This window comes from Xanthomonas euroxanthea (genome assembly GCF_903989455.1).
In the GTDB taxonomy this organism is placed as follows: domain Bacteria; phylum Pseudomonadota; class Gammaproteobacteria; order Xanthomonadales; family Xanthomonadaceae; genus Xanthomonas; species Xanthomonas euroxanthea.
Genome location: NZ_LR861803.1, coordinates 4021110 through 4041874, shown reverse-complemented (window position 1 = coordinate 4041874; position 20765 = coordinate 4021110). Strand labels below are relative to the sequence as shown.

Here is a 20765-nt window from a genome sequence, read left to right as displayed (position 1 = left end):
TTCATCGACGTGCAAGGAAATCGTTCATGATCAAGCGCTCCATCACCCGTAGCCCATCGCGTGCAGGCCAGGCCGGCATGAGCCTGCTGGAAATCATCATCGTCATCGTCCTGATCGGCGCGGTGCTGACCCTGGTCGGCAGCCGTGTGCTCGGTGGTGCCGATCGCGGCAAGGCCAATCTGGCCAAGTCGCAGATCCAGACCCTGGCCGGCAAGATCGAGAATTTCCAGCTCGACACCGGCAAGTTGCCGAGCAAGCTCGATGACCTGGTGACCCAGCCCGGCGGCAGCAGCGGCTGGCTGGGCCCGTACGCCAAGCCGGCCGAACTCAACGACCCGTGGGGCCACACCATCGAATACCGCGCGCCCGGCGATGGCCAGCCGTTCGATCTGATCAGCCTGGGCAAGGACGGCCGCCCCGGTGGCAGCAGTTACGACGCGGACATCAAGTACCAATAAGCCGCTCGCCATGCGCGTTGCGTGTCAGCCGTTGCGTCATCCGCATGGAGTGGTCGGCCCTGGTCGCACACGCACGCGTGGCAGTTCGTTGCTGGAGATGCTGCTGGTCATCGCCCTGATCGCGATGGCCGGTGTGCTGGCTGCCGCAGCGCTCAACGGCGGGATCGACGGCATGCGCCTGCGCACCGCCGGCAAGGCGATCGCCTCGCAGCTGCGCTATACGCGCACGCAGGCGATCGCCACCGGCACGCCGCAGCGCTTTCTGATCGACCCGCAGCAGCGCCGCTGGGAAGCACCCGGCGGCCATCACGGCGATCTGCCGGCGTCGCTGGAGGTGCGTTTCACCGGCGCGCGGCAGGTGCAGTCGCGGCAGGATCAGGGCGCCATCCAGTTCTTCCCCGATGGCGCCTCCACCGGCGGGCGCATCGATCTGCGCGTCAAGGATGCGACCTGGCGCGTGGACGTGGGCTGGATCACCGGCGAAGTGCGTTCCGGGCAGTTGCGGACGCCGGCGCCATGAAGCGCCAGCGCGGTTACACCCTGATCGAGGTGATCGTCGCCTTTGCGTTGCTGGCGCTGGCGTTGAGCCTGTTGCTGGGATCGCTGTCCGGTGCCGCGCGTCAGGTGCGCGCGGCCGACGACAGCACGCGCGCCACCTTGCATGCGCAATCGTTGCTGGCGGCCCAGGGCATGGACAAACCGCTGGTGCCCGAGCAGCAGCAAGGCACGTTCGAGGACGGGCATTTCCGCTGGTCGATGGATGTGCGCCCGTACGACGAGCCGCGGCGCAATCCGCAGGCGCCGGTGTCCCCCGGCGCACACACGCTGCTGCAGCTGACCCTGGTGGTGCGCTGGGGCGAGCAACCCAACCAGGTGTTGCAGTGGCGCACCTTGCGGCTGGTCGCGGCGGCGCAACCGGGCAGCGCGCCATGAGTCGGCCGCGTAGTGCCGGCTTCACCTTGATCGAAGTGTTGCTGGCGACGATGTTGCTGGTGGGCGGGCTGGCATTGGCGTTTGCCACCTTGCGCTCGGCCAGCGCGGTGAGCCAGCGCGGCGAGGCGATCGCCCAGCGCAGCGAGCGCGTGCGTGCGGTAGAGGAATTCCTGCGCCGGCGACTGGCCGCCGCCTTGCCGATCGCGATGGGCATCGACCCGCAAAGCCAGCAGCCAATGCTGTTCATCGGCGAGGCGCAGCGCATGCGGTTTGCCGCCGATGTGCCGGATTACCTGGGCCGCGGCGGGCCGTACCTGCATGATCTGTCGGTGGCCGGCGATGGCGAGCAGCGCACGCTGCGGATCGCGTTGACCATGCTGCAATCGGGCAAGCCGATCGAGGAGGGCACCACGCTGCCGCCGGAAACACTTGCCGACGACGTGCAGCAGGTGAGCTTCCGGTATCGCGGCATGGATCCGCAGAGCGGCCGCCTCAGCGCGTGGTTGCCGCAGTGGGAATGGCACGACCGTCTGCCGTTGCTGGTGCGCATCGAGATCCGTAGCGGCGGTGCCGCCTGGCCGCCGCTGGTGGTGGCCCTGCCGCAATCCAGCAACCCGGGAGCGGGGCAATGAGCGCGATGCGCGGTGCCGCGCTGGTGTTGGTGCTATGGCTGATTGCGCTGCTCACCGCGATGATCGGCGCATTCGCGCTGACCGCGCGGGTGGAAGCGCTGCAGGGCAGCATGCTGCGCAACGGCGCGCAGGCGCAGGAATACGCGCGCTCCGGACTGGAATACGCATTGTCCCGCCTGCAGAGCACCGACACCCAGGCACGCTGGCTTGCAGACGGCCGGCGCTATCGTTGGCAGATGGACGACGCCACGGTGGAGATCCGCATCACCGACGAAAGCGGCAAGGTGGACTTGAACATGGCCGAGCCCGCGCTGCTGGCCGGCCTGGTGCGCGCGGTCGGTGCCGAACAGGGCCGCGATACGCGCATTGCCGGCGCCATCGTCGACTGGCGCGACGGCGACTCGCTGAGCCAGCCCGGCGGTGGCGCGGAAGATCGCGATTACGCCGATGCCGGGTTGCCGTACGGTGCCAAGGATGGCCCGTTCGAAACGCTGGGCGAGTTGCGCCTGGTGCTGGGCATGGATGGCGAGCTGTATCGCAAGCTGTTGCCCAACCTCACTCTGTACAGCGGTCGCTCGCATCCCGAGGCGCGCTTTGCGCCCGGCCCGGTGCTGACCGCGATGGGCCTGGATGCGCGGCAGCTGCTGGCCCAGCGTGACGCGCCGCCGGGTTTGCCGGGCAGCGAGGCGACGGTCGGTGGGTCGGACACTTATAGTATCGAGAGCCGGGCGCGACTGAGTCAGGGACGCGAGGCCGTGTTGCGGGCAGTCGTCTCCACCAGTGCGTCCGCATTACCTGGGTCGGCGTATACCGTGTTGCGTTGGGAAGAGGGAGCAGCAGTGCAATGACCGCATGGCGGGATACCTTGGGTCGTATCGGCGTACGCGCCATGCCGGGCGCCGGAGGCTTCTGGCGTTGGTGGCAGCAATCGCTGCTGGCCTGGCTGCCGCAGCGCTGGCAATGGCAGTTGGGCCTGTCGCCGTCGCGGCTGTTGTTGCAGCCCGATGGGCAGGCGTTGCAGTTGCTGCGTCAGCGCGACCACAGCAGCGAGGCCATCGCCAGCCTGCCATGGCCGGTGCAGCCGCAGGAGGTCAATGCCTTGCTGCCTACCGCGCTGGAGGGCCTGCCTCGGCATTGGCTGCTGCCGGCTGCGCATGCCTTGCGTCGCCCGTTGCGCCTGCCTGCTGCGGCAGCCGCGCGCCTGCAGGACGTGGCGCGCTTCGAGATCGACCGGCAAACCCCGTTCACCGCCGACCAGGTGTACTTCGATGCGCGCGTGCTGGACGTACGCGAAGACGGCCAGCTCGATGCCGAACTGGTGGTGGTGCCGCGACGCATGATCGATGGCCCCGACGGCGTGCCCGACGCATGGACCAGCGCCTTGTCCGGCATCGATGTCGCCGATGCGCAGGGCCTGCCATTGGGTGTGAACCTGCTGCCACCGGCGCGCCGGCTGCGGCGCAGCGACCCGATGCAGCGCTGGAACCTGTTGCTCGCGGCCGCCGCACTGGTGTTGCTGGCCGTGGCCGGCTGGCTGCTGCTGGACAACCGCCGCCAGGCCGCCGACGACCTGCGTGCCAAGGTGCAGGCCAACGCCGCGCGTGCGCGCCAGGTCGCCGCCGAACGCCAGCAATTGCTGGATCTGGTCGAAGGTGCAAACTTCTTCCAGCAGCAGCGCGCCACCCGCCCGACCTCGGTGGAAATCTGGGACGAGCTGAGCCGGCGCCTGCCCGGTGGGACCTATCTGGAAAAATTCTCGGTGGAAGGCGGGCAATTGCAGTTGATCGGTCTGAGCAACGAAGCCTCTTCGCTGGTGCGGCGTCTGGAAGGCTCGCCGCTGTGGCGCACGCCCTCGCTGACCGGCGTGCTGCAGAGCGATGCCGGTCGCAACGTCGACCGCTTCACCATCACCGCCGAACTGGCCGGCCCCGATGCCAAGGAGGCGGCCGATGCCACGCAACGTTAAGCGCGATCGCTGGATCGCTTTGGGCCTGCTGCTGCTGGTGATCGGCGTGGCCTATCTGGTGCTGGTGCACCCCTGGTTCACCCAGCCGATGATCGCCGTGCAGGACGAGCTGCAGGCGCTGCGCGAACGCGAGCTGCGCGTGCGCGTGCAGCTGCAGCAGGCGCCGGAAGTCAGCAAGCGGCTGCGCCAGGCGCGCCAGACCCTGGAAAGCCGCCCGGGCTTTTTGCCGGAGACTTCGGCCGAACTGGCCTCGGCCGGCCTGGTGCAGCGGCTGGAGCGCGCCGTGGTGGAAGCCAGCCCCGGCAACCGCAGCTGCGCGATCAGCAACCGCTCGCCGCTGCAGCCGGAAAGCAAGGACCGCTTCACCCGCGTTGCGGTGCAGGTGCGCCTGCGCTGTGGCACGCCGGAGCTGGCCTCGGTGCTGTACAGCCTGGAAAACGGCACCCCGCGCCTGTTCGTGGACAATCTCAACGTGATGGCGCAGCGCTATCAACTCTCGCCCAACGAAAGCGGCAACGGCCTGGATATCGCCTTCGAACTGGCCGGCTATCTGCGCCCGGGCGCCAGCGCCGCGCCGTTGAACACCGACGCGGCGCCCGCCGCCTCCGACGCTGCGGAGGCCGGCAATGCGCCTTGACATGATCGGCCTGCGCACCTGGCTGCTGGCCACCGTGGTCGGCTGGGCGCTGCTGGTATGCATACTGGCCGTGGCCGGGCTGGGCAAGCGCGTGGAGTTGCTGCCGGACGACCCGGCCCTGGTGCAGCGCCTGCCCACCCTGCCGGCCCCAGCGCCGGAACGGCTGGGCGCGTTCGAAAAATATTCGGAGATCGCCGCGCATCCGGCCTTCGCCGAAGACCGCCTGCCGCATCCGTTCTTCCTGTCCGGCAACGACGGCAGCGGTGCTGCCTCGACAGTGCGCCTGACCGGCGTGCTGCTGACCGACAACTTCAAGATGGCCACGCTGACGCTGGACCCGCAGGATTCGGTGCGTGTGCAACTGGGCGGCGAGGCGGTCAAGGGCTGGCGCCTGCTCGCCCTGCAGCCGCGCAGCGCAACCATCGAGGGCCCCGGCGGCACCCAGACACTGGAGTTGCATGTGTTCAACGGCCTGGGCGGGCAGCCACCCACCGCCAATGCGGGCGCGCGCGCCGCTGCCGGTGCCATCCCGCCGTTACCCTCGCCCGATGCCGCCGCCGTTGCGCCGACGCAACCGCCGCAGACCCAGCCCGCCGCGCAGCCACAGCAGCCCGGCGGGCAGACACCGCCGACGGTGCCGCCGCAGCGCAGCGATGGCGCTCAGGAAGCCCCACGCCCCTCCGACGATCAGATGCGCGCCATCCGCGAACGTATCGAAGCCCGACGCCGCCAGCTGCAACAGCAGCGCCAGAGCGGCTCTACCCCCGGTCAGACCCAATGAGTGAACGCATGACGCAGCGCCTGTTTCCCGTGTCCCTGCTGATCGGCCTGCTGGCCGGTTGCGCCTCCACGCCGCCGCCGGAGGTGCGCCGCGACGCGCGCCTGGACCCGCAAGTCGGCGCTGCCGGCGCCACCCAGACCAGCGCCGAGCAACGCGCCGAGGGCAATGCCAGCGCCAAGCCCACCCCGGTGATCCGGCGGGGCAGCGGCACCATGATCAACCAGAGCGCGGCGAGCGCGCCGGCACCGACGCTGGGCATGGCCAGCAGCGGCAGCGCCACCTTCAACTTCGAAGGCGAATCGGTGCAGGCGGTGGTCAAGGCGATCCTGGGCGACATGCTCGGGCAGAACTACGTCATCGCCCCCGGCGTGCAGGGCACCGTGACCCTGGCCACGCCCAATCCGGTCTCGCCGGCGCAGGCCTTGAACCTGCTGGAAATGGTGCTGGGCTGGAATAACGCGCGCATGGTGTTCAGCGGGGGCCGTTACAACATCGTGCCGGCCGACCAGGCGCTGGCCGGCACCGTCGCGCCCAGCACCGCATCGCCGTCTGCCGCGCGCGGCTTCGAGGTGCGCGTGGTGCCGTTGAAGTTCATCTCCGCCAGCGAAATGAAGAAGGTGCTGGAGCCGTACGCGCGCCCCAACGCCATCGTCGGTACCGACCCCTCGCGCAACGTGATCACGCTGGGCGGCACCCGCGCCGAGCTGGAAAACTACCTGCGCACCGTGCAGATCTTCGACGTGGACTGGCTGTCGGGCATGTCGGTGGGTGTGTTCCCGATCCAGTCCGGCAAGGCCGAAAAGGTTTCTGCAGATCTGGAAAAGGTCTTCGGCGAACAGAGCAAGACGCCCAGCGCCGGCATGTTCCGCTTCATGCCGCTGGAGAACGCCAACGCGGTGCTGGTGATCACCCCGCAACCGCGCTACCTGGACCAGATCCAGCAATGGCTGGACCGCATCGACAGCGCCGGTGGCGGCGTGCGGCTGTTCTCGTATGAGTTGAAGTACATCAAGGCCAAGGACCTGGCCGACCGCCTGTCGGAAGTGTTCGGCGGCCGCGGCAACAACGGCGATTCCAATGCTTCGCTGGCGCCGGGCGCGGAAACCAGCGTGCTGGGTGGGCAGCTGGGCAATCGCGACAGCAGCATGGGCGGCAGCTCCGGCATGACCGGCGGCAGCGTCGGCGAGAGCAGCGATGGCAGCTCCTCCGGCAGCAGCTTCGGTGGCAGCAGCGGCAGTGGCAGCAGTAGCGGTGGACTGGGCAACGGCAGCCTGCAGCTGTCGCCGCGCAGCAACGGCAATGGCGCGGTGACGCTGGAGGTGGAAGGCGACAAGGTCGGCGTGTCGGCGGTGGCCGAAACCAATACCTTGCTGGTGCGTTCCACCCCGCAGGCATGGACCTCCATCCGCGACGTCATCGAAAAGCTCGACGTGATGCCGATGCAGGTGCATATCGAGGCGCAGGTGGCTGAGGTGAATTTGACGGGCGACCTCAGCTACGGCGTCAATTGGTACTTCGAAAACGCGGTGAATGCTTCGAGAGATCCAGCGACTGCATTAACGAACGCCACTGGTATTGGTGTTGGCGCTGGCCTTACCAACGCTGCGGGTCGGAACATCTGGGGGGATATTGCCGGAAGCGTGACTAGTAACGGTTTGGGATGGACATTTCTTGGAAAGAATGCGGCTGCCATCATCACTGCGTTAGATCGGGTGACAAATGTCCGATTGCTCCAAACGCCTTCGGTGTTTGTGCGAAATAATGCAGAAGCGACGCTCAACGTCGGTTCGCGAATTGCGATCAACTCAACTTCGATCAATACGGGTCTTGGTAGCGACAGTAGTTTCTCTTCTGTGCAATACATTGATACGGGCGTGATTTTGAAGGTGCGTCCGCGTGTGACCAAGGACGGGATGGTGTTTCTGGATATCGTCCAAGAAGTAAGTAGCCCCGGTGATCGGCCTGCCGCGTGTACTTCGGCGACCGCAACGGTAAACGCAGCAGCCTGTAACGTCGACATCAACACCCGCCGTGTCAAAACAGAAGCTGCTGTGCAAAGCGGCGACACGATCATGCTGGCCGGTCTGATTGATGACACAACCACGGATACGAGCGATGGCGTGCCCTTCCTGAGCAAGCTTCCTGTAGTCGGTGCGTTGTTCGGAACCAAGGGAAAGAGCAATACCCGCCGCGAAGTCATCGTGCTGATCACCCCGTCGATCGTGCGCAACCCGCAGGAAGCGCGCAATCTCACCGACGAGTACGGCCAGAAGTTCAAGGCCATGGAGCCGCTGAAGCCCAGCCAGAAGCCGCAATGAGTGCGGCACTGCCCGTCGTGCTGGTGCCGGTCGGCACCGACGACGAGGCCCTGGATGCGTGCCTGGGCGCACTGGATGCCGCCACGCCCGCTGGCACGCGGGTGTGGCTGGCCGACGACGCGCAGGCCGGCCCGCGTGGCCGCGCGGTGATCGCGCACTGGCTGGCGCGCACGCATCTGCAGGCGCATCACACACGGCGCCAGCGCATGCTCGGCGAGGTCGCGCATCTGGACGAAATGCTCAGCGCCTGCGGCGATGCCGACGTGGTGGTGCTGGGCGTGGACGCCTGCCCGCTGCCGGGTTGGTTGAATCAGCTCGACACCTGTTTTGCGCGCGATGCGGCGATTGCCACCGCCACCCCGTGGAGCAATGTGGGCGAAGCCTGTGCCTGGCCACGCCTGGGCGAACTCAACCCGATGCCCGAGGCGCGGGAGCGGCTCGCCGCTGCGTGTGCGGCGATGTCGCCGCTGCATCCGGAACTGCCATCGGCGATCGGCCACGCGGTGCTGCTGCGCGGCAGCGCACGGCGCAAGGCCGGCGGCCTGGATGCCAGCAGCTACGGTTCCTGGTATGCGGCACTGGTGGACCTGAGTCTGCGCATGGCGGGGCTGGGATGGCGCAACGTGCTGTGCGATACCGCCTTTGTCGCTTCGCCACACGAAGGCCGCCCGGCCGATGGCGACATGGATGCACTGGCCACGCGCTGGCCGGCCTGGCACGCCCGCCTGGCCAACTTCCTGATGCACGACCCGCTACGTGCGCAGCGCGATCAACTCGCGCAGCTGCTCGCCGACCTGCCGCCGCCGGATCCACAACGCAGGCTATTTGACGCGTAGAACAGCTGCCAAAGCGGCATGCTCACCGTCAGGCGGGCGCAGCCGGTGTTCGGTGGACTTGTGCAGTGCAGTTCTTGAGCGCTGTCCTATGCAACCTGACGACTGCTTGCCGTGCGGTGAGTGCAGTGGCTTGTCGGCCGTATGCTGGTAGATGCTATCGGGAGTCCAGGTCAAACGCCGAGGGGGTCGAGGGCGCGGTGCCCTCACCGCTCGCGGGACACGCCGTGAACCCGTCCCTGGGGGCTCGGTGGCGGCATCCATGCCGCCACACGGTCCCGCAATCGGCGAGGACACCGCACCGGAGAGTGAGTCGGTTGCTTTGTTGAAAACATGCACACCGACCATCTCGACTGGTCCTTGCCCGCCCACCGTCGCGGGACCTTACGCGGCATGGATGCCGCGTAAGAGCCTCCATGGACGGATTCACGGCGTGTCCCGCGATGGTGGGCGGGCAAGGGCCCTGCAGCCAGGCCGCAGTGCAATGACTGACGTGACGTCGTCTTGTTAGCCGCTCAAGAAGCCGACCGCATCGGCGCCTCGGTCCGCACCACCACTTCCAGCGCGTCGTGGCGCCAGGATTCGATATCCAGTTCCACCGCGCGGCCGTCTTCGGCGAAGCTGATCCGCTGCAGCCGGAAGCACGGTGTGCCGGTGGTGGACTGCAGCAACAGGGCTTGCGCGGCGTCCAGCCCGGCCGGATGCATCGATAATTGCGCGCGGCTCAGGAACAGACCGAGTTTCCGGTTGAACACGCTCGACAGCGAACCGGCCAGGTCGTGTTCCAGCAGGCCGGGTGCCCAGGCAGCCAGCACCACGTTGGTTTCCAGCAGCACCGCGCGGCGGTCGATCCAGCGCCGGCGCTGCAGCACGAAGACCTCTTCGTAGGGCGTCTGCAGCCGTAGCGCCGCCGCGTAGGCAGCGCCCGCCGCCTGGCGGGTGGCACTCAACAGTTCGGTGCGCGGTTTACGCCCCTGCGCCGCCACGTACTGCATGAAGCCGGCGATGCTGGTGGGGTCGTAGCGCACGCGCGGTGCGCTGACGAACCAGCCGCGCCGGTTCTCGCGGTAGATGCGTCCCTGCGCTTCCAGTTGCTGCAAGGCCTCACGCAAGGTGATGCGGGTGCAGCCAAAGCGTTCGGCAAGCGCGCGCTCGACCGGCAGGCGCTGGTCCGGACCCCATTCGCCGGCGGCGATCTGCGCGGAGACGATTTCGGTGATGGCGTGCTGGCGCGGTGCGCTCATGCGGCGATCTGCCGGTGGTGGCTGCAGCGCCTGTGCAAGACAGTTGGGTGAGAGAGGTACATGCGGCGATGGTAAAGAAGAACGCGCCCGCAAACCGCAGGTGGCTCAGGCAACGCCTGCCGGGTTCTGCTGCTGTTGGGCTTTCCAGCTACGCCATCCATACACCGCAAGCCCCACGAAACCGGCGTAGAGCAGGGCGGTGGGGTATAGCCCTTTGCTCAGGAACACGCCTACGTAAATGCAATCGAGCACGATCCAGAGCACCCAGTTGGCGATGCGTTTGCGCGCGGCCCACACGCTGGCGACCAGGCTGAAACTGGCCAGCGCCGCATCCAGCCACGGCAGCGTGGCATCGGTGCGGTGATGCATGTAGGCACCGAGCGCAGCAGCGAACGCCGCGCCGATGCATAGCGATAGCCACAGTTCCGCAGCCGGCATCGGCAGCGGGCGAATCCGCGTTTCTGCAGCGGCACCGCGTTGCCAGTGCCACCATCCGTACAGCTGGGTCAGCACGTAGACGCCCTGCAGCAGCATGTCCGAATACAGTTTCCACTGATAGAACAGCCAGGCATACAGCGCCACCGCCACGATGCCGACCGGCCAGCACCAGCGAATGCGCCGCGCGGTCAGCCACACGCCCAGCAAGTTGATCACGACGGCGGTGGATTCGAGCAATGACATGCAATGCCTGATGGAAAGTGGACAGCGGTGGGAGAGGTGCAAGCCGTGCAAAACAGCGGTGCGGTCGGACGTGGATGCTGCGCGGTGCCCCGAATCTGCTTGCGATGGAAACGCGATAGCGCTCTCACCGCTGAGTCCCTGCCTTCAACTGGTGCCTGCTGTTTTCAGCCATTGCCTCAAACACGCACAAACACGGCTGACTCGCTTCGACGTCCTTCTCCCGCCTGCGGGGGAAGCTGCCCGAAGGGCGGATGGGGGCAGCAGACCTCAAAAATCCACCTGCACCGTCAGCCGCGCCGTACGCGGCGCACCCGGGAACAGATACGCATCGCCCTGGTATTCGCCCGTATCGCGCCAGTAGCGCTTGTCGAACACGTTGTCCACGTTCAGGCGCCAGGTGGTGGCGACCCCGCCCAGTGCAGTGGCATAGCGCGCGCCCAGGTTGGCCACGGTGTAGGCCGGCACGCTGGCGTTGCCGAGCCGGTCGGCGAACTTGCGCCCGCTGTATTGCACGCCTGCCAGCAGCGCCAGGCCATCGATGCCGGGCACGCTGTAGTCGGCCTGCAGGCTGGCGCGCAGCTTGGGCACGTTGATGGCCTGATGGCCTTCGTAGTCGGCAATGTCGGTGTCTTCGGCGCGCGCGCGGATGGCGGCGACGCTGGCGAACAGGCGCAGCTGTTCGGTTGCCGCCCCGTCGGCCGATAGTTCCAGCCCACGGTTGTGCAGGCGGCCCTGTTGCACATAGCGCAAGCCTCCATCGGCCTGCGGCTGGGTGAACTGGTAGGCCTGGCGGATGTCGAACAGCGCCGCGCCCAGGCGCAGGCCGTCGAAATCGAATTTTGCACCGGTTTCCAGCTGGTAGGCATTGGTCGGCGGCAGGATCTCATCGGCGTTGTCGGCAAACCACGGCGCGGTGCCGCCGGCGGTCAGGCTCTTGGCGTAGCTGGCATACAGCGACACGTTCTGTTGCGGCTTGAACAGCAGTGCGGCCTGCGGCAGCAGCGTGTCCTTGCGCGTGCGGCGCTCCAGGACGCCATCGCGATCGAAGCTGCGCTCGTCCAGGCGCACATAGCGCGCGCCCAGCGACAGCTCCCATTGCGACCCAAGTCCGATCCGGTCGGCGACCACCAGGGCGCGTTGACGGCTGTCCAGGCGGCGCTGTTTCGGGTCCAGGGCGACGTCGGTTTGTGCAAACACCTCCGGGTCGCGGTCGATGCTGCCGCTGCCGACGAATTCGTTGACCGAACCGAAACGATCGATGGTGCGGCGCAGCCAGTCGCCGCCGATGCTCAGGTGATGATCCAGTGCGCCGGTGAGCACGCGGCCTTCCAGCGTGGCGCGCAGTTGATCGTGCACGCGGGTGTCGTCGGGGTTGCGGTAGTCGTAGACGTCGTACTCGCCTTGCGCGCTGAAAAAGTTCGGTGTGGCGATATCGGCGCAACTGGCCGCGCCGTAACAGCCCCAGGCGAACGCGGAGAAATCGTTGATCACCGAGCGGCTGCGCGCCGCTTCGGCAGTGGCGCGCCAGTCGTCGTTGAACTGGTAGGCGTAACGCAGCTGCGCGTTGAGCGCATCCATCTCCACCGGCCGCGACCACGGCTGGTAGCCGAGCAGGCGATGCACATCGATGGCGCGCGGCACCTGGGTGCCGCCCAGCAGTTGATAACCCGGCACCGAGCGTTGCTGGCGATGCTGGTATTCCACGTCCAGCTGCAGCAGCGATTGCGGGGTGATCTTCCAGTCGCCGGCCAGCGAGAGGAAATTGCGGTAGCCGTCGGCGTGGTCGACATAGCTGTCGATGTCATCGCGTGCGGCATTGACGCGCAGGCCCAGGCTGCGTTCGGCGCCGAACCAGTCGCCCAGGTCGGCGGCGACATAGCGCGAACCTTGTTCGTCGGTCCCCAGGGTCACGCTACGCACGTGCTCGGGCCGCTTTGTGCGGTAGTCGATCAACCCGGCCGGTTCGTTGACACCCGATTGCAGCCCGGCCAGACCCTTGAGGAGCTGCACCTGCTGCTTGTTTTCCAGCGCGATGGATTGCTCGCCCACCGCGCTCAGGCCGTTGATGCGATAGCTGTTGGCGGCGTTGAGCGAATAGCCGCGCACGACGAAATTTTCGTAGTAGCCGATCGGTGCATAGGCCTCGCCCGTGGAGGCATCGGCACGCAATACTTCGCTGAGCACGCGTGCCTGGCGGTCGAGCACTTGCTGGCGATCGATCACCGCGATCGAGGCCGGGGCATCCAGCAGCCGCGTGGCGCCGAAGCCGGTCAACGCGGTGCTGGCCTCGGCGCGTTCGCCACGCACGTTGACCGCATCCAGTTCCACCGCCTCGGCGCCGGGGTCTTGCTGCGCGAGTGCAGGGATGGCCACGCACAGCGCGAGTGCAAGCGCGAGCGGGCGGCGGTGGGGCAGGGAGACGGGCAGGTGCATGCGCAGGACTCGAAAAGGAGAAGAAGGAGCGCTCATGGCAACCGGCGCGCGCGCGCGTGCAGGTGGTCGAGCAGACGCTGGCCATCGGCACTGGCAAACCAGTCCGCATGACCGAGCAGGTAGCGGTGATAGGCGATGTCGGCGTTGTCGGCCGAGCGGGTGATGCCGGCGAAGTAGTCGATCTCGCTCAGGGCGAAGTCGGCATGCACGATCGGCAGCAAGGCGACCAGCTGCCGCAGCTGCACCGCGCCCAGCGTGCAGTGCCGGCTGTAGCCGTCCAGCAAGGCGTCGAGTTGCTCCAGCTGCGGCTGCGCACGTTGCCCTGCGTCCAGGTTCAACCATGGGATCAGGTTGCGTTCGATCGCCGTGGCCAGGTCGAACATCGCAAAGTTGCGGTCGCACAGGCCGAAGTCGAACACCGCGCCGACCTCGGTGTCGCCATCGTCGTGCGTGCGCCACAGCAGGTTGGAGGCATGCCAGTCGCCGTGCGTCCACAGCGGCGGCAATGCGCCGGGCACCGACAATACCGGCCATGCCCGGGCGTGCCAGGGCAGCAAATGGTCAGCCAGGTCGCGGCGCCAGGGCCGGCCCTGGAAATCGGCGGCCAGGCCGGGGCGCGACAGCAATGCCTGTTCCACCGCCCGCAGCGGGTCAGCCTGCGCGAACAGCGCCAGGTTGGCGACCAGGACGCTGCTTCGACGCGGCGGCGCATCGAATCCCTGCGCTGCCAGATGCAGGCGTGCCAGCGCGGCGCCTGCGGCCAACGCATGCGCGGTGCTGGTAAAGGGCGTCCACGACAAGGCGTCCCGATACAGGTCCTGGCCGAGGCCTGCGCGCTGTACTTCATAGACCCAGTGCGCATCGGCCAGGGCGGTGTGGCCGGCGGCATCGTGCAGCACCTCGACCACCGGCGCGCCGGCCCAGCGCAGGTGCGCCATGAAGCCATGTTCTTGGCGCAAGTCGGCGATGCTGCGCACGCTGCGGTGATGCCGCTTGACGATGAGCGTGCCGGTGGCGGTGTCCACGCAGGCGGCAGCGGAAAACGGGCGTGCGCTATGCCAGCGAATCCGTGCGCCATCGCCGGCAGCGCAAACGTGCTGCAGCACGCGATGGATTTCATCGGCGGTCAACACCGGCCAGTCCGGCAGTGCCAATTCCAGGCTCATGCCGTGCACCTGATGCGAGGTGCTCATGCACGCAGCTCCGGTGCGGCGCACGCCAGTGGTATAGACCAGCCAATCGATGCCGTTGTAGCGGACCCGGCGCGCGCACCGGCGATAACACGGACGGCGCTGCCGGGCCGTCGTTGCAGCGCGCGCGCCATCAGGCGGTTGCACTGCAGGGAATGAAAAGGCAGCGCAACACCGAAAGGTCGCTGGCCGTCATCTCGACACTGAAGAATGTGGGGTGCGCCGTGGGCGGCGCCTGCGGAAGACCGCCGGGCGGCTCCGGGCGCGCAGTATGCCTGCTGGCGCTGCCAGCCGTCATGTGCGGGCCGGCATCGGCGTGATGGCGTTGCGCGGCCTCGGCACCGGATAATGGACCGATGACTCCTGTCCAGATCGCCGCCGTCGTCGTCACCTACCAGAGCAGCAGCACCATCGATGCGTGCCTGTCGCGGCTGCGCGTGGCCGAGGGCATCAGCGAGATCCGGGTGGTCGACAACGCCTCCAGCGACGACACCCTGGAAGTCGTGCAGCGGCATGCCCTGGCCGATGCGCGCCTGCACTTCATCGCCAACCCGGACAACCCCGGCTTTGCGACGGCCTGCAACCAGGGCGCGCGCGACTCGCAGGCGCCCTGGCTGGTGTTCATCAATCCGGACCTGATGGTCGAGCGCGACACATTGGCGCAGCTGTGCGCACGCGCGGCAGGGCATGCGGCAGTGTTGTTGGGCGTGGAGCAGGTGGACGAGCAGGGGCAGCCGGATGCGGCAGTGCGCCGCCGCGATCCGGATTTTGCCGCGATGCTGCGTGCACCGCGCGCTGCCGCGCAGCTGGCGGTGCCGGCCGATCCGTCTGCGACGTTGCAGGTGGTGGACGCCATCTCCGGCGCCTTGATGCTGATGCAGCGCAGCCTGTTCGACCGGCTCGACGGCTGGGACGGTGCCTACCGCCTGCATGCCGAAGACCTGGACCTGTGCCGGCGGGCGCGTCAGGCCGGCGCGCTGGTGGCGGTGGCCAACGATCTGCAGGTCGTGCACGTGCGTGGCGTGTCCAGCCGGTCGCGGCCGTTCTTCGTGGAGTGGCACAAACACCGCGGGCTGTGGCGCTATTTCCGCAAGTTCGAAGCGGGCCGGCGCGGGCCGGTCACCCGGCTTGGCGTATGGCTGGCGATCTGGACCCATGCCGCTGCCCAGGTGCCGAAATTGTTGCGAAAGAGATGAGTTCGCTAGCGTTAAATTTGTGATAAATCAGTGATGGGTGACGGGGCGTAACTGTGATACGTTTCGCTTCGAAGTGTGATCAATCACTAGCTTCCTGTCCCTTCCGGGTCCCCCATCAGGAATCGTGCAAATGTCCTTACAGAACGACCCGCAATTGCGGGTACGTCAGCCGTGCGCCGCTGCGCTGCAGTCCCGTCCGGTTGTCTCGCCTCCTTCTCTTGCGTCCAGCACCCGCCGCGTGCCGGCGGCCGCGTTATCGGCGCTTGCGCTGAGCTGTGTGATGGCCGCCGTGCCGGGCACCGCCGTGGCCGGTGCCTGGACCCAGCCGCAGGGCGACACCCTGGTGATCGTCAAGGCGCTGCATAGCGATGGCCGCGGCTGGTTCGACGACAGCCATCACCGCACGACGTTTGGCGACGGCCAACAATTCGACGGAAACGGGCGTAGCCGCCAGGACCAGTTGAATGTCTACGTCGAGCATGGCCTGACCGACAAGCTGAGCTTCATCGGCAATTTCTATTTCACCGAAGTGGGTTTCAGCAATTACGGCGGTGATGGCCGGACCCGCACCAGTACGACCGGTCTTGCCGATCAGGAAGTTGGCTTGCGCTATGCGCTGCCAAGCGCGCCAGAGGACGTCTGGCGCAGCTCGGTGCAGGCATTGGTCAGCATTCCGGCTTATGGCCGCAGCAAGACCTACCATCCGAACAATCCCAGTGCGAATACCGATCCTGCGCTGGGCCTGGGCGACTATGGCCTAGAGCTGCGTTACAGCCGTGGGCGTGGTTACACGCTGGGCGGGCGCAACGGCTACGTTGATCTGGGGGGTGCAGTACGCCTGCGCGGCAGTGCGGCCTCCGACGAACTGCGCGTGGACGCGTCTACCGGTCTGAGCCTGACCCCGAGCTGGTTGCTGCTTGGCGAAGTCAACGTGATCCAGGGTCTGGGCAACGGGCGCAACAATTTTGACGTCCCAGGCTCTGCTGGGGGCGTCGGCTTCGTTGCCACCGGCACCAACTACGACCTCACGAAGCTGCAGCTGTCCACGCTGTACACCGCGTCGGGCGGCAGCCAGTGGCAGGTGGGGTATCAGCAGCCAGTGATGGGCCGCAACACCGCTGCTGCAGGTGGGCCATTCGTGGCTGCCTGGTGGCGGTTCTAAGGACGCCACGACAATGACGGTCACCTGCGAAATGGACGCGCTGGGACGGGCACCGGACATCGGCCGCGAACGCGGTCTGTTGGGCCGCGCGCTGGTCACGGCAGGCGTCATCACCGACGAACAACTGCGCTCGGCGCTGGCATTGCAGCAACGCTGGAACTCGCGCCTGGGCGATGTGATCCTGGCCCAGCGCGGCGTGCCGGCGCAGCGGTTCTACGCCATCGTCGCCGCGCACTTCGGCCTGGAGTTCGTCGACCTGGTGCAGCAGCCGCCGGATCCGGAACTGCTCACCCCCGGCGATCTGGAAAGTTATGCGCAGCGTCTGCTGCTGCCGTGGCGCCGCGAAGACGGCGTGCTGGTGCTGGCCGTGGCCGACCCCGACCCGGCGGTGTTCGCCTGGGCGCGTGCGCACTATGGCGAAGACGTGCGGTTTGTCGGCACCGCCAAGTTCGACATCATCTGGAGCCTGCAGCGCTACGCCGACGAACAGCTCACCGACAACGCGCTGAACCTGCTCGCATCGCATGCGCCGACCTACTCGGCGCGCCAGGTGGTGACACGGGGGCAGAAGCTCACGCTGTGGGCAATTGCCGCGGTGCTGGTGATCGCGATGGTGCTGTTCCCGGTGCCGGCCCTGATCACCGTCAACGTGCTGGTGGCGCTGGGCTTTCTGGCGACCTTCGGACTGAAGCTGTTGCTGGTGTGGTTCGGCTCGCGCCACCGCATCGACATCAAGGTCACCGAGGACGAAGTGGCCGCACTGCGCGATGACGACCTGCCGGTCTATACCGTGCTGGTGCCGATGTACAAGGAGCCGGAAGTCCTGCCGATCCTGGCCAATGCGCTGCGCAAGCTGGATTACCCGATCAGCAAGCTCGACGTGAAGCTGGTACTGGAAGCGGACGATTTCGACACCATCGAGGCCGCCAAGAAACTCGGCCTGGAAGCGTTCTTCGAAATCATCCGGGTGCCGCCGTCGCAGCCCAAGACCAAGCCCAAGGCCTGCAACTACGCGCTGCATTTTGCGCGCGGCGAACTGCTCACCATCTACGACGCCGAAGACAAGCCCGAGCCGGATCAGCTCAAGCGCGTGGTGGCGGCATTCCGCAAGGCCGACAAGGATGTGGTGTGCATCCAGGCGCGCCTGAACTACTACAACGCCGACGAAAACTGGCTGACGCGGATGTTCACGCTGGAGTACACGCTCTGGTTCGACTTCTACCTGCCGGCGCTGGAATACCTGCGCATCCCGATTCCGTTGGGCGGCACCTCCAACCATTTCCGTCTGGATGTGCTGCGCCAGGTGCGCGCGTGGGACCCGTACAACGTCACCGAAGACGCCGATCTGGGCGTGCGGCTGATCCAGAACGGCTACCGCGTCAACGTGGTCAACTCCACCACGTTCGAAGAAGCCAACGTCAGCATTCCCAACTGGATCCGGCAGCGTTCGCGCTGGCTCAAGGGCTATATGCAGACCTGGCTGGTGCACATGCGCGACCCGGTGCATCTGTATCGCAGCACCGGGTTCAAGGGCTTTTGGGGCTTTCAGTTCTTCATCGGTGGCGGCTTCTTCACCGCGTTGGGCGTGCCGGTGCTGTGGGCGCTGTACGTGGTCTGGGCAGTCACCGGGACAAGCGCGTTCGAACGGTTCTTCCCGCCGTGGCTGGCCACCATTTCGCTGGTCAATCTGTTGTTGGCCAATGCGTTCTTCATCTACATCACGCTGGTGGCCGCGTTCAAACGCGACTACTTCAAGCTGGCGCCCTACGCGCTGACCGTGCCGTTGTACTGGGCGCTGCAGTCGATCGCCGCCTACAAGGGCCTCTGGCAGCTGATCCACAATCCGTTCTATTGGGAGAAGACCACTCATGGCATCAGCAAGCATTCGGAAAACGAGCGCCGCGCCGCACTCGAAGAGTGAGTCGGCAGTTCCACGCCGGCACAGCGGGCTGCCGGCGTTTCTGGTCGCCGTGGTGGCGCTGTCGCTGCTGAGCCAGCCGTTGCTGCTGCTGTCGGCCGGCTCCGCCGCACCGGCCATCGCACCAGCAGCCGGCTTGCCGGCAACCGGCGTGTTGGCGTGGGCGATCAATCTGGGGCTGGACAGCTGGAATCTGCCGTTCCAGGTCTGGCCGTTCCTGGCGGTCGCCGCCAACGCGCTGTTCCTGTCGCTGCTGTGGCGCGATCTGGCCGGCGTGTTCGGACGTGGCTGGGCCAGCGGGCTGACGGTGCTGGTGGGCTGCAATCCGCTGTTCCTGCTGCCAATCGCCGCAGGCGGAAGCCAGGCGCTGGGCCTGCTGGCGTTCTACGGCCTGTGCCGCACCTTGCGCCGCCTGCAGACACCGGTGGAGGCCTTCACCTATCTGCGTATCGCCGGCTGGTTGTGCATCCTGCTGTGCCTGGATCTGCAGACCCTGGCGCTGTCGACGATGGTGGCGCCGTGGCTGCTGCTGGTGATGCCGCCGCAGATGCTGCGCAAGGCGCCGGGCTCCTTCTACCTGGTGTGCTACCTGCCGTTCGGGTTTCTGGTCGGCATGTGGGCTTACGTCAACCTGACCGTGTTCAACGCACCATGGCCGACGCTGTCCAGCATCGGGCAGGGCGCGCATCCGCTGCCGCTGCCGTTGGCCGAGCATGCGCAAGACTGGTCGTCGGCGGTGCGCTGGGGCGTGGCGGCGGTAGTCTGCTTCCCGGTCCTGGCCTTGTTGGCCCGCAGCCGCAGCAGCGCGCTCACGCGCGGTGTGGTGGCCAGTGCCGGCACCGTCCTCTGTGCGGCGGCGTTGTCATTCGCCTTCGGCTGGGCCGGGTTCGACGCCTTGCTGCTGCTGTGGGTGCCGGCCGCGTTGCTGCTGCGCGCACTGCATGCCGATCAGCGCACCCAGGCCGCCGGCCTGCTGTTGCTGGGCCTGATCGGGGCGGCCTGGGTACAGCCGCAGGGCTGGGGCAGCTGGATGCGTGCGGCGCCTGCCGATGCGCAATCCCTGCTGCAGGGCGAGGCGGTGGTGATGACCGCGCCGGTGTCGTTGCCGACCAGTGGCCCGGCGACGCCGGCAGCGGACGCGGCGCAGTTGCCGCCCACCGCGGTGACCGCCGTGGGCGATGCCGTGACCATGCAGGGCGCTGCCGGCGCCAGTGCGCCCGCTGCGGCTGCCACTGCGGCGATGGTGCAGCCGGGCAAGAACACCGCGGCCATTGGTGCAATGGACTGCACGCGGAGCACCGCAGCGTCCACCACCGAGGCATCTGCCACATGTTCAAACGCGTTCTGAGCACCGCGTTGCTGGTCGGGGCGTGCATGCTGGCCAACGGCTGCAATGCGGATGCATCGACGTGGATGGGCGCCAACGTCAAGGTCTCGGCCAATGCGCCGTGGCAAAGCGAGGCGGCGGGGCAGTCGCTGGATGCGCTGGCCAAGACCGGCGCCAGCAAGGCGCTGCTGGTGGCGTTCGTGTGGCAGGCCAGCCCGCAGTCGAACGACCCGGTATTGGGCAGCGACAGCAGCGTGGAGGACATGCGCGCCGCGTTGCGGCAGAGCCACCACGCCGGCCTGCAGGCCACGCTCAAGGTGCACGTGTGGATTCCCGGGCATTGGGCCGGTGACACCGCGCCCACCGACCAGGCAGCCTGGTTTGCCGCGTATCAGAACGCGGTGTTGCCGTTGGCCAGGCTGGCCGAAGACGAGCACGCCGAAGCACTGGTGATCGGCACCGAACTACGCAAGCTGCAGGACGCGCCGCAGTGGCCCGGCCTGGTGGCGGAGGTGCGCAAGGTCTACCGCGGCAAGCTGCTGTACGTGGCCGACGGCATGGAGCATGCCGAAAGCTTCCGCTACTGGTCGTTGTTCGATGCGGTGGGCACCAGCCTGTATCCGCGCCTGTCCGAAGCGGCTGCCGCCCGCACGGCCGAGATGAACGCCGCCGCGCAGCGCCTGCAGCAACTGGGCCAGCGTGTGGGCAAGCCGGTGTGGGTGGCGGAGCTGGGCCTGCGGTCTGCACGTGGCAGCCTGGCCGCACCCTGGGAAAGCCCGGAACAACGCGCTGCCGCCGTCGATACCCGCCTGCAGCTGCAGGTGTTGCAGCAGTGGCGCAAGGTGTTGCAGGCGCACGGCGTGGAAGGCATCGCGCTGTGGTGCTGGTACACCGATCCCAAGGCCGGCGGGCCGGGCGACAGCGACTTCACCGTGCAGGGCAAACCGGCGCAGCAGGTGCTGGCGCGCTGAGCGATGGCGCTGGGCATCGTCCAGCGCCAGCGCCCAGCGCCATTGCCGGGGTATCGCCAAGGTAATGGCCCCGCGCACTGCCGCC

Annotated in this window: 19 protein-coding genes; 15 read left to right on the top strand and 4 right to left on the bottom strand. The window is 67.2% G+C overall.

Going from position 1 to position 20765, the window contains the following annotated elements:
• The first annotated feature begins 26 nt into the window (after window positions 1–26).
• From gspG to H7A86_RS16775, 10 genes are read left to right on the top strand one after another with little or no spacing between them, the layout of a single operon-like run.
• Window positions 27–458, top strand: a complete 432-nt coding sequence (gene gspG / locus H7A86_RS16820; RefSeq protein WP_024939118.1) for a type II secretion system major pseudopilin GspG — start codon at window positions 27–29, stop codon at window positions 456–458.
• Window positions 459–468: 10 nt separating this feature from the next.
• Window positions 469–978 carry a type II secretion system protein XpsH gene (xpsH, locus tag H7A86_RS16815; RefSeq protein ID WP_119131815.1) on the top strand — a complete coding sequence of 170 codons (510 nt, stop codon included), beginning with the start codon at window positions 469–471 and terminating at the stop codon, window positions 976–978.
• Window positions 975–1391, top strand: coding sequence for a type II secretion system protein XpsI (gene xpsI / locus H7A86_RS16810; protein WP_115050127.1), 417 nt, complete (start codon window positions 975–977; stop codon window positions 1389–1391). The genes xpsH and xpsI overlap by 4 nt, the downstream gene beginning before the upstream one ends.
• Window positions 1388–2023, top strand: a complete 636-nt coding sequence (locus tag H7A86_RS16805) for a type II secretion system protein J (protein WP_104585580.1) — start codon at window positions 1388–1390, stop codon at window positions 2021–2023. The genes xpsI and H7A86_RS16805 overlap by 4 nt, the downstream gene beginning before the upstream one ends.
• Window positions 2020–2871, top strand: a complete 852-nt coding sequence (locus H7A86_RS16800) for a type II secretion system minor pseudopilin (protein WP_119131816.1) — start codon at window positions 2020–2022, stop codon at window positions 2869–2871. Before H7A86_RS16805 ends, H7A86_RS16800 begins: the two co-directional genes overlap by 4 nt.
• Entirely contained in the window at window positions 2868–3989 is a 1122-nt protein-coding gene (locus tag H7A86_RS16795) for a PilN domain-containing protein (protein ID WP_115677920.1), read from the top strand. Before H7A86_RS16800 ends, H7A86_RS16795 begins: the two co-directional genes overlap by 4 nt.
• Window positions 3973–4626 (top strand): type II secretion system protein GspM, encoded by a 654-nt coding sequence (gene gspM / locus H7A86_RS16790; RefSeq protein ID WP_119131817.1) that lies wholly within the window; start codon window positions 3973–3975, stop codon window positions 4624–4626. The genes H7A86_RS16795 and gspM overlap by 17 nt, the downstream gene beginning before the upstream one ends.
• Window positions 4616–5407: a type II secretion system protein XpsN gene (gene xpsN, locus H7A86_RS16785; protein WP_119131818.1), complete on the top strand. Its 792-nt coding sequence runs from the start codon at window positions 4616–4618 to the stop codon at window positions 5405–5407. Before gspM ends, xpsN begins: the two co-directional genes overlap by 11 nt.
• Window positions 5404–7725 carry a type II secretion system secretin GspD gene (gspD, locus tag H7A86_RS16780; RefSeq protein WP_119131819.1) on the top strand — a complete coding sequence of 774 codons (2322 nt, stop codon included), beginning with the start codon at window positions 5404–5406 and terminating at the stop codon, window positions 7723–7725. Before xpsN ends, gspD begins: the two co-directional genes overlap by 4 nt.
• Window positions 7722–8561: a glycosyltransferase family 2 protein gene (locus tag H7A86_RS16775; protein ID WP_119131820.1), complete on the top strand. Its 840-nt coding sequence runs from the start codon at window positions 7722–7724 to the stop codon at window positions 8559–8561. Before gspD ends, H7A86_RS16775 begins: the two co-directional genes overlap by 4 nt.
• A gap of 512 nt (window positions 8562–9073) precedes the next feature.
• Here H7A86_RS16775 and H7A86_RS16770 read toward each other — a convergent pair.
• From H7A86_RS16770 to H7A86_RS16755, 4 genes are all read right to left on the bottom strand, one after another.
• Window positions 9074–9802, bottom strand: a complete 729-nt coding sequence (locus tag H7A86_RS16770; protein WP_119131821.1) for a UTRA domain-containing protein — start codon at window positions 9800–9802, stop codon at window positions 9074–9076.
• 105 nt (window positions 9803–9907) lie between these two features.
• A complete protein-coding gene (gene pnuC, locus H7A86_RS16765; protein ID WP_104598297.1) occupies window positions 9908–10483 on the bottom strand; it encodes a nicotinamide riboside transporter PnuC in 576 nt (191 codons plus the stop codon).
• 267 nt (window positions 10484–10750) lie between these two features.
• Window positions 10751–12916 (bottom strand): TonB-dependent receptor, encoded by a 2166-nt coding sequence (locus tag H7A86_RS16760; protein WP_119131822.1) that lies wholly within the window; start codon window positions 12914–12916, stop codon window positions 10751–10753.
• A 32-nt stretch (window positions 12917–12948) separates the two neighbouring features.
• Window positions 12949–14109, bottom strand: a complete 1161-nt coding sequence (locus tag H7A86_RS16755; protein WP_119131823.1) for a phosphotransferase enzyme family protein — start codon at window positions 14107–14109, stop codon at window positions 12949–12951.
• A 353-nt stretch (window positions 14110–14462) separates the two neighbouring features.
• Here H7A86_RS16755 and H7A86_RS16750 point away from each other — a divergent pair, with 353 nt between their 5' ends.
• The 5 genes from H7A86_RS16750 (at window position 14463) to H7A86_RS16730 (ending at window position 20680) form a co-directional block, all read left to right on the top strand.
• A complete protein-coding gene (locus tag H7A86_RS16750) occupies window positions 14463–15302 on the top strand; it encodes a glycosyltransferase family 2 protein (protein WP_104649423.1) in 840 nt (279 codons plus the stop codon).
• A gap of 130 nt (window positions 15303–15432) precedes the next feature.
• Window positions 15433–16464 (top strand): hypothetical protein, encoded by a 1032-nt coding sequence (locus H7A86_RS16745; protein ID WP_180707927.1) that lies wholly within the window; start codon window positions 15433–15435, stop codon window positions 16462–16464.
• Window positions 16465–16477: 13 nt separating this feature from the next.
• Complete coding sequence (locus tag H7A86_RS16740; RefSeq protein WP_104585558.1) at window positions 16478–18385, top strand: glycosyltransferase family 2 protein; 1908 nt, start codon at window positions 16478–16480, stop codon at window positions 18383–18385.
• 49 nt (window positions 18386–18434) lie between these two features.
• Window positions 18435–19730 (top strand): hypothetical protein, encoded by a 1296-nt coding sequence (locus tag H7A86_RS16735; protein ID WP_180708168.1) that lies wholly within the window; start codon window positions 18435–18437, stop codon window positions 19728–19730.
• A complete protein-coding gene (locus H7A86_RS16730) occupies window positions 19712–20680 on the top strand; it encodes a glycoside hydrolase family 113 (RefSeq protein ID WP_119131826.1) in 969 nt (322 codons plus the stop codon). The genes H7A86_RS16735 and H7A86_RS16730 overlap by 19 nt, the downstream gene beginning before the upstream one ends.
• Window positions 20681–20765 lie beyond the last annotated feature (85 nt).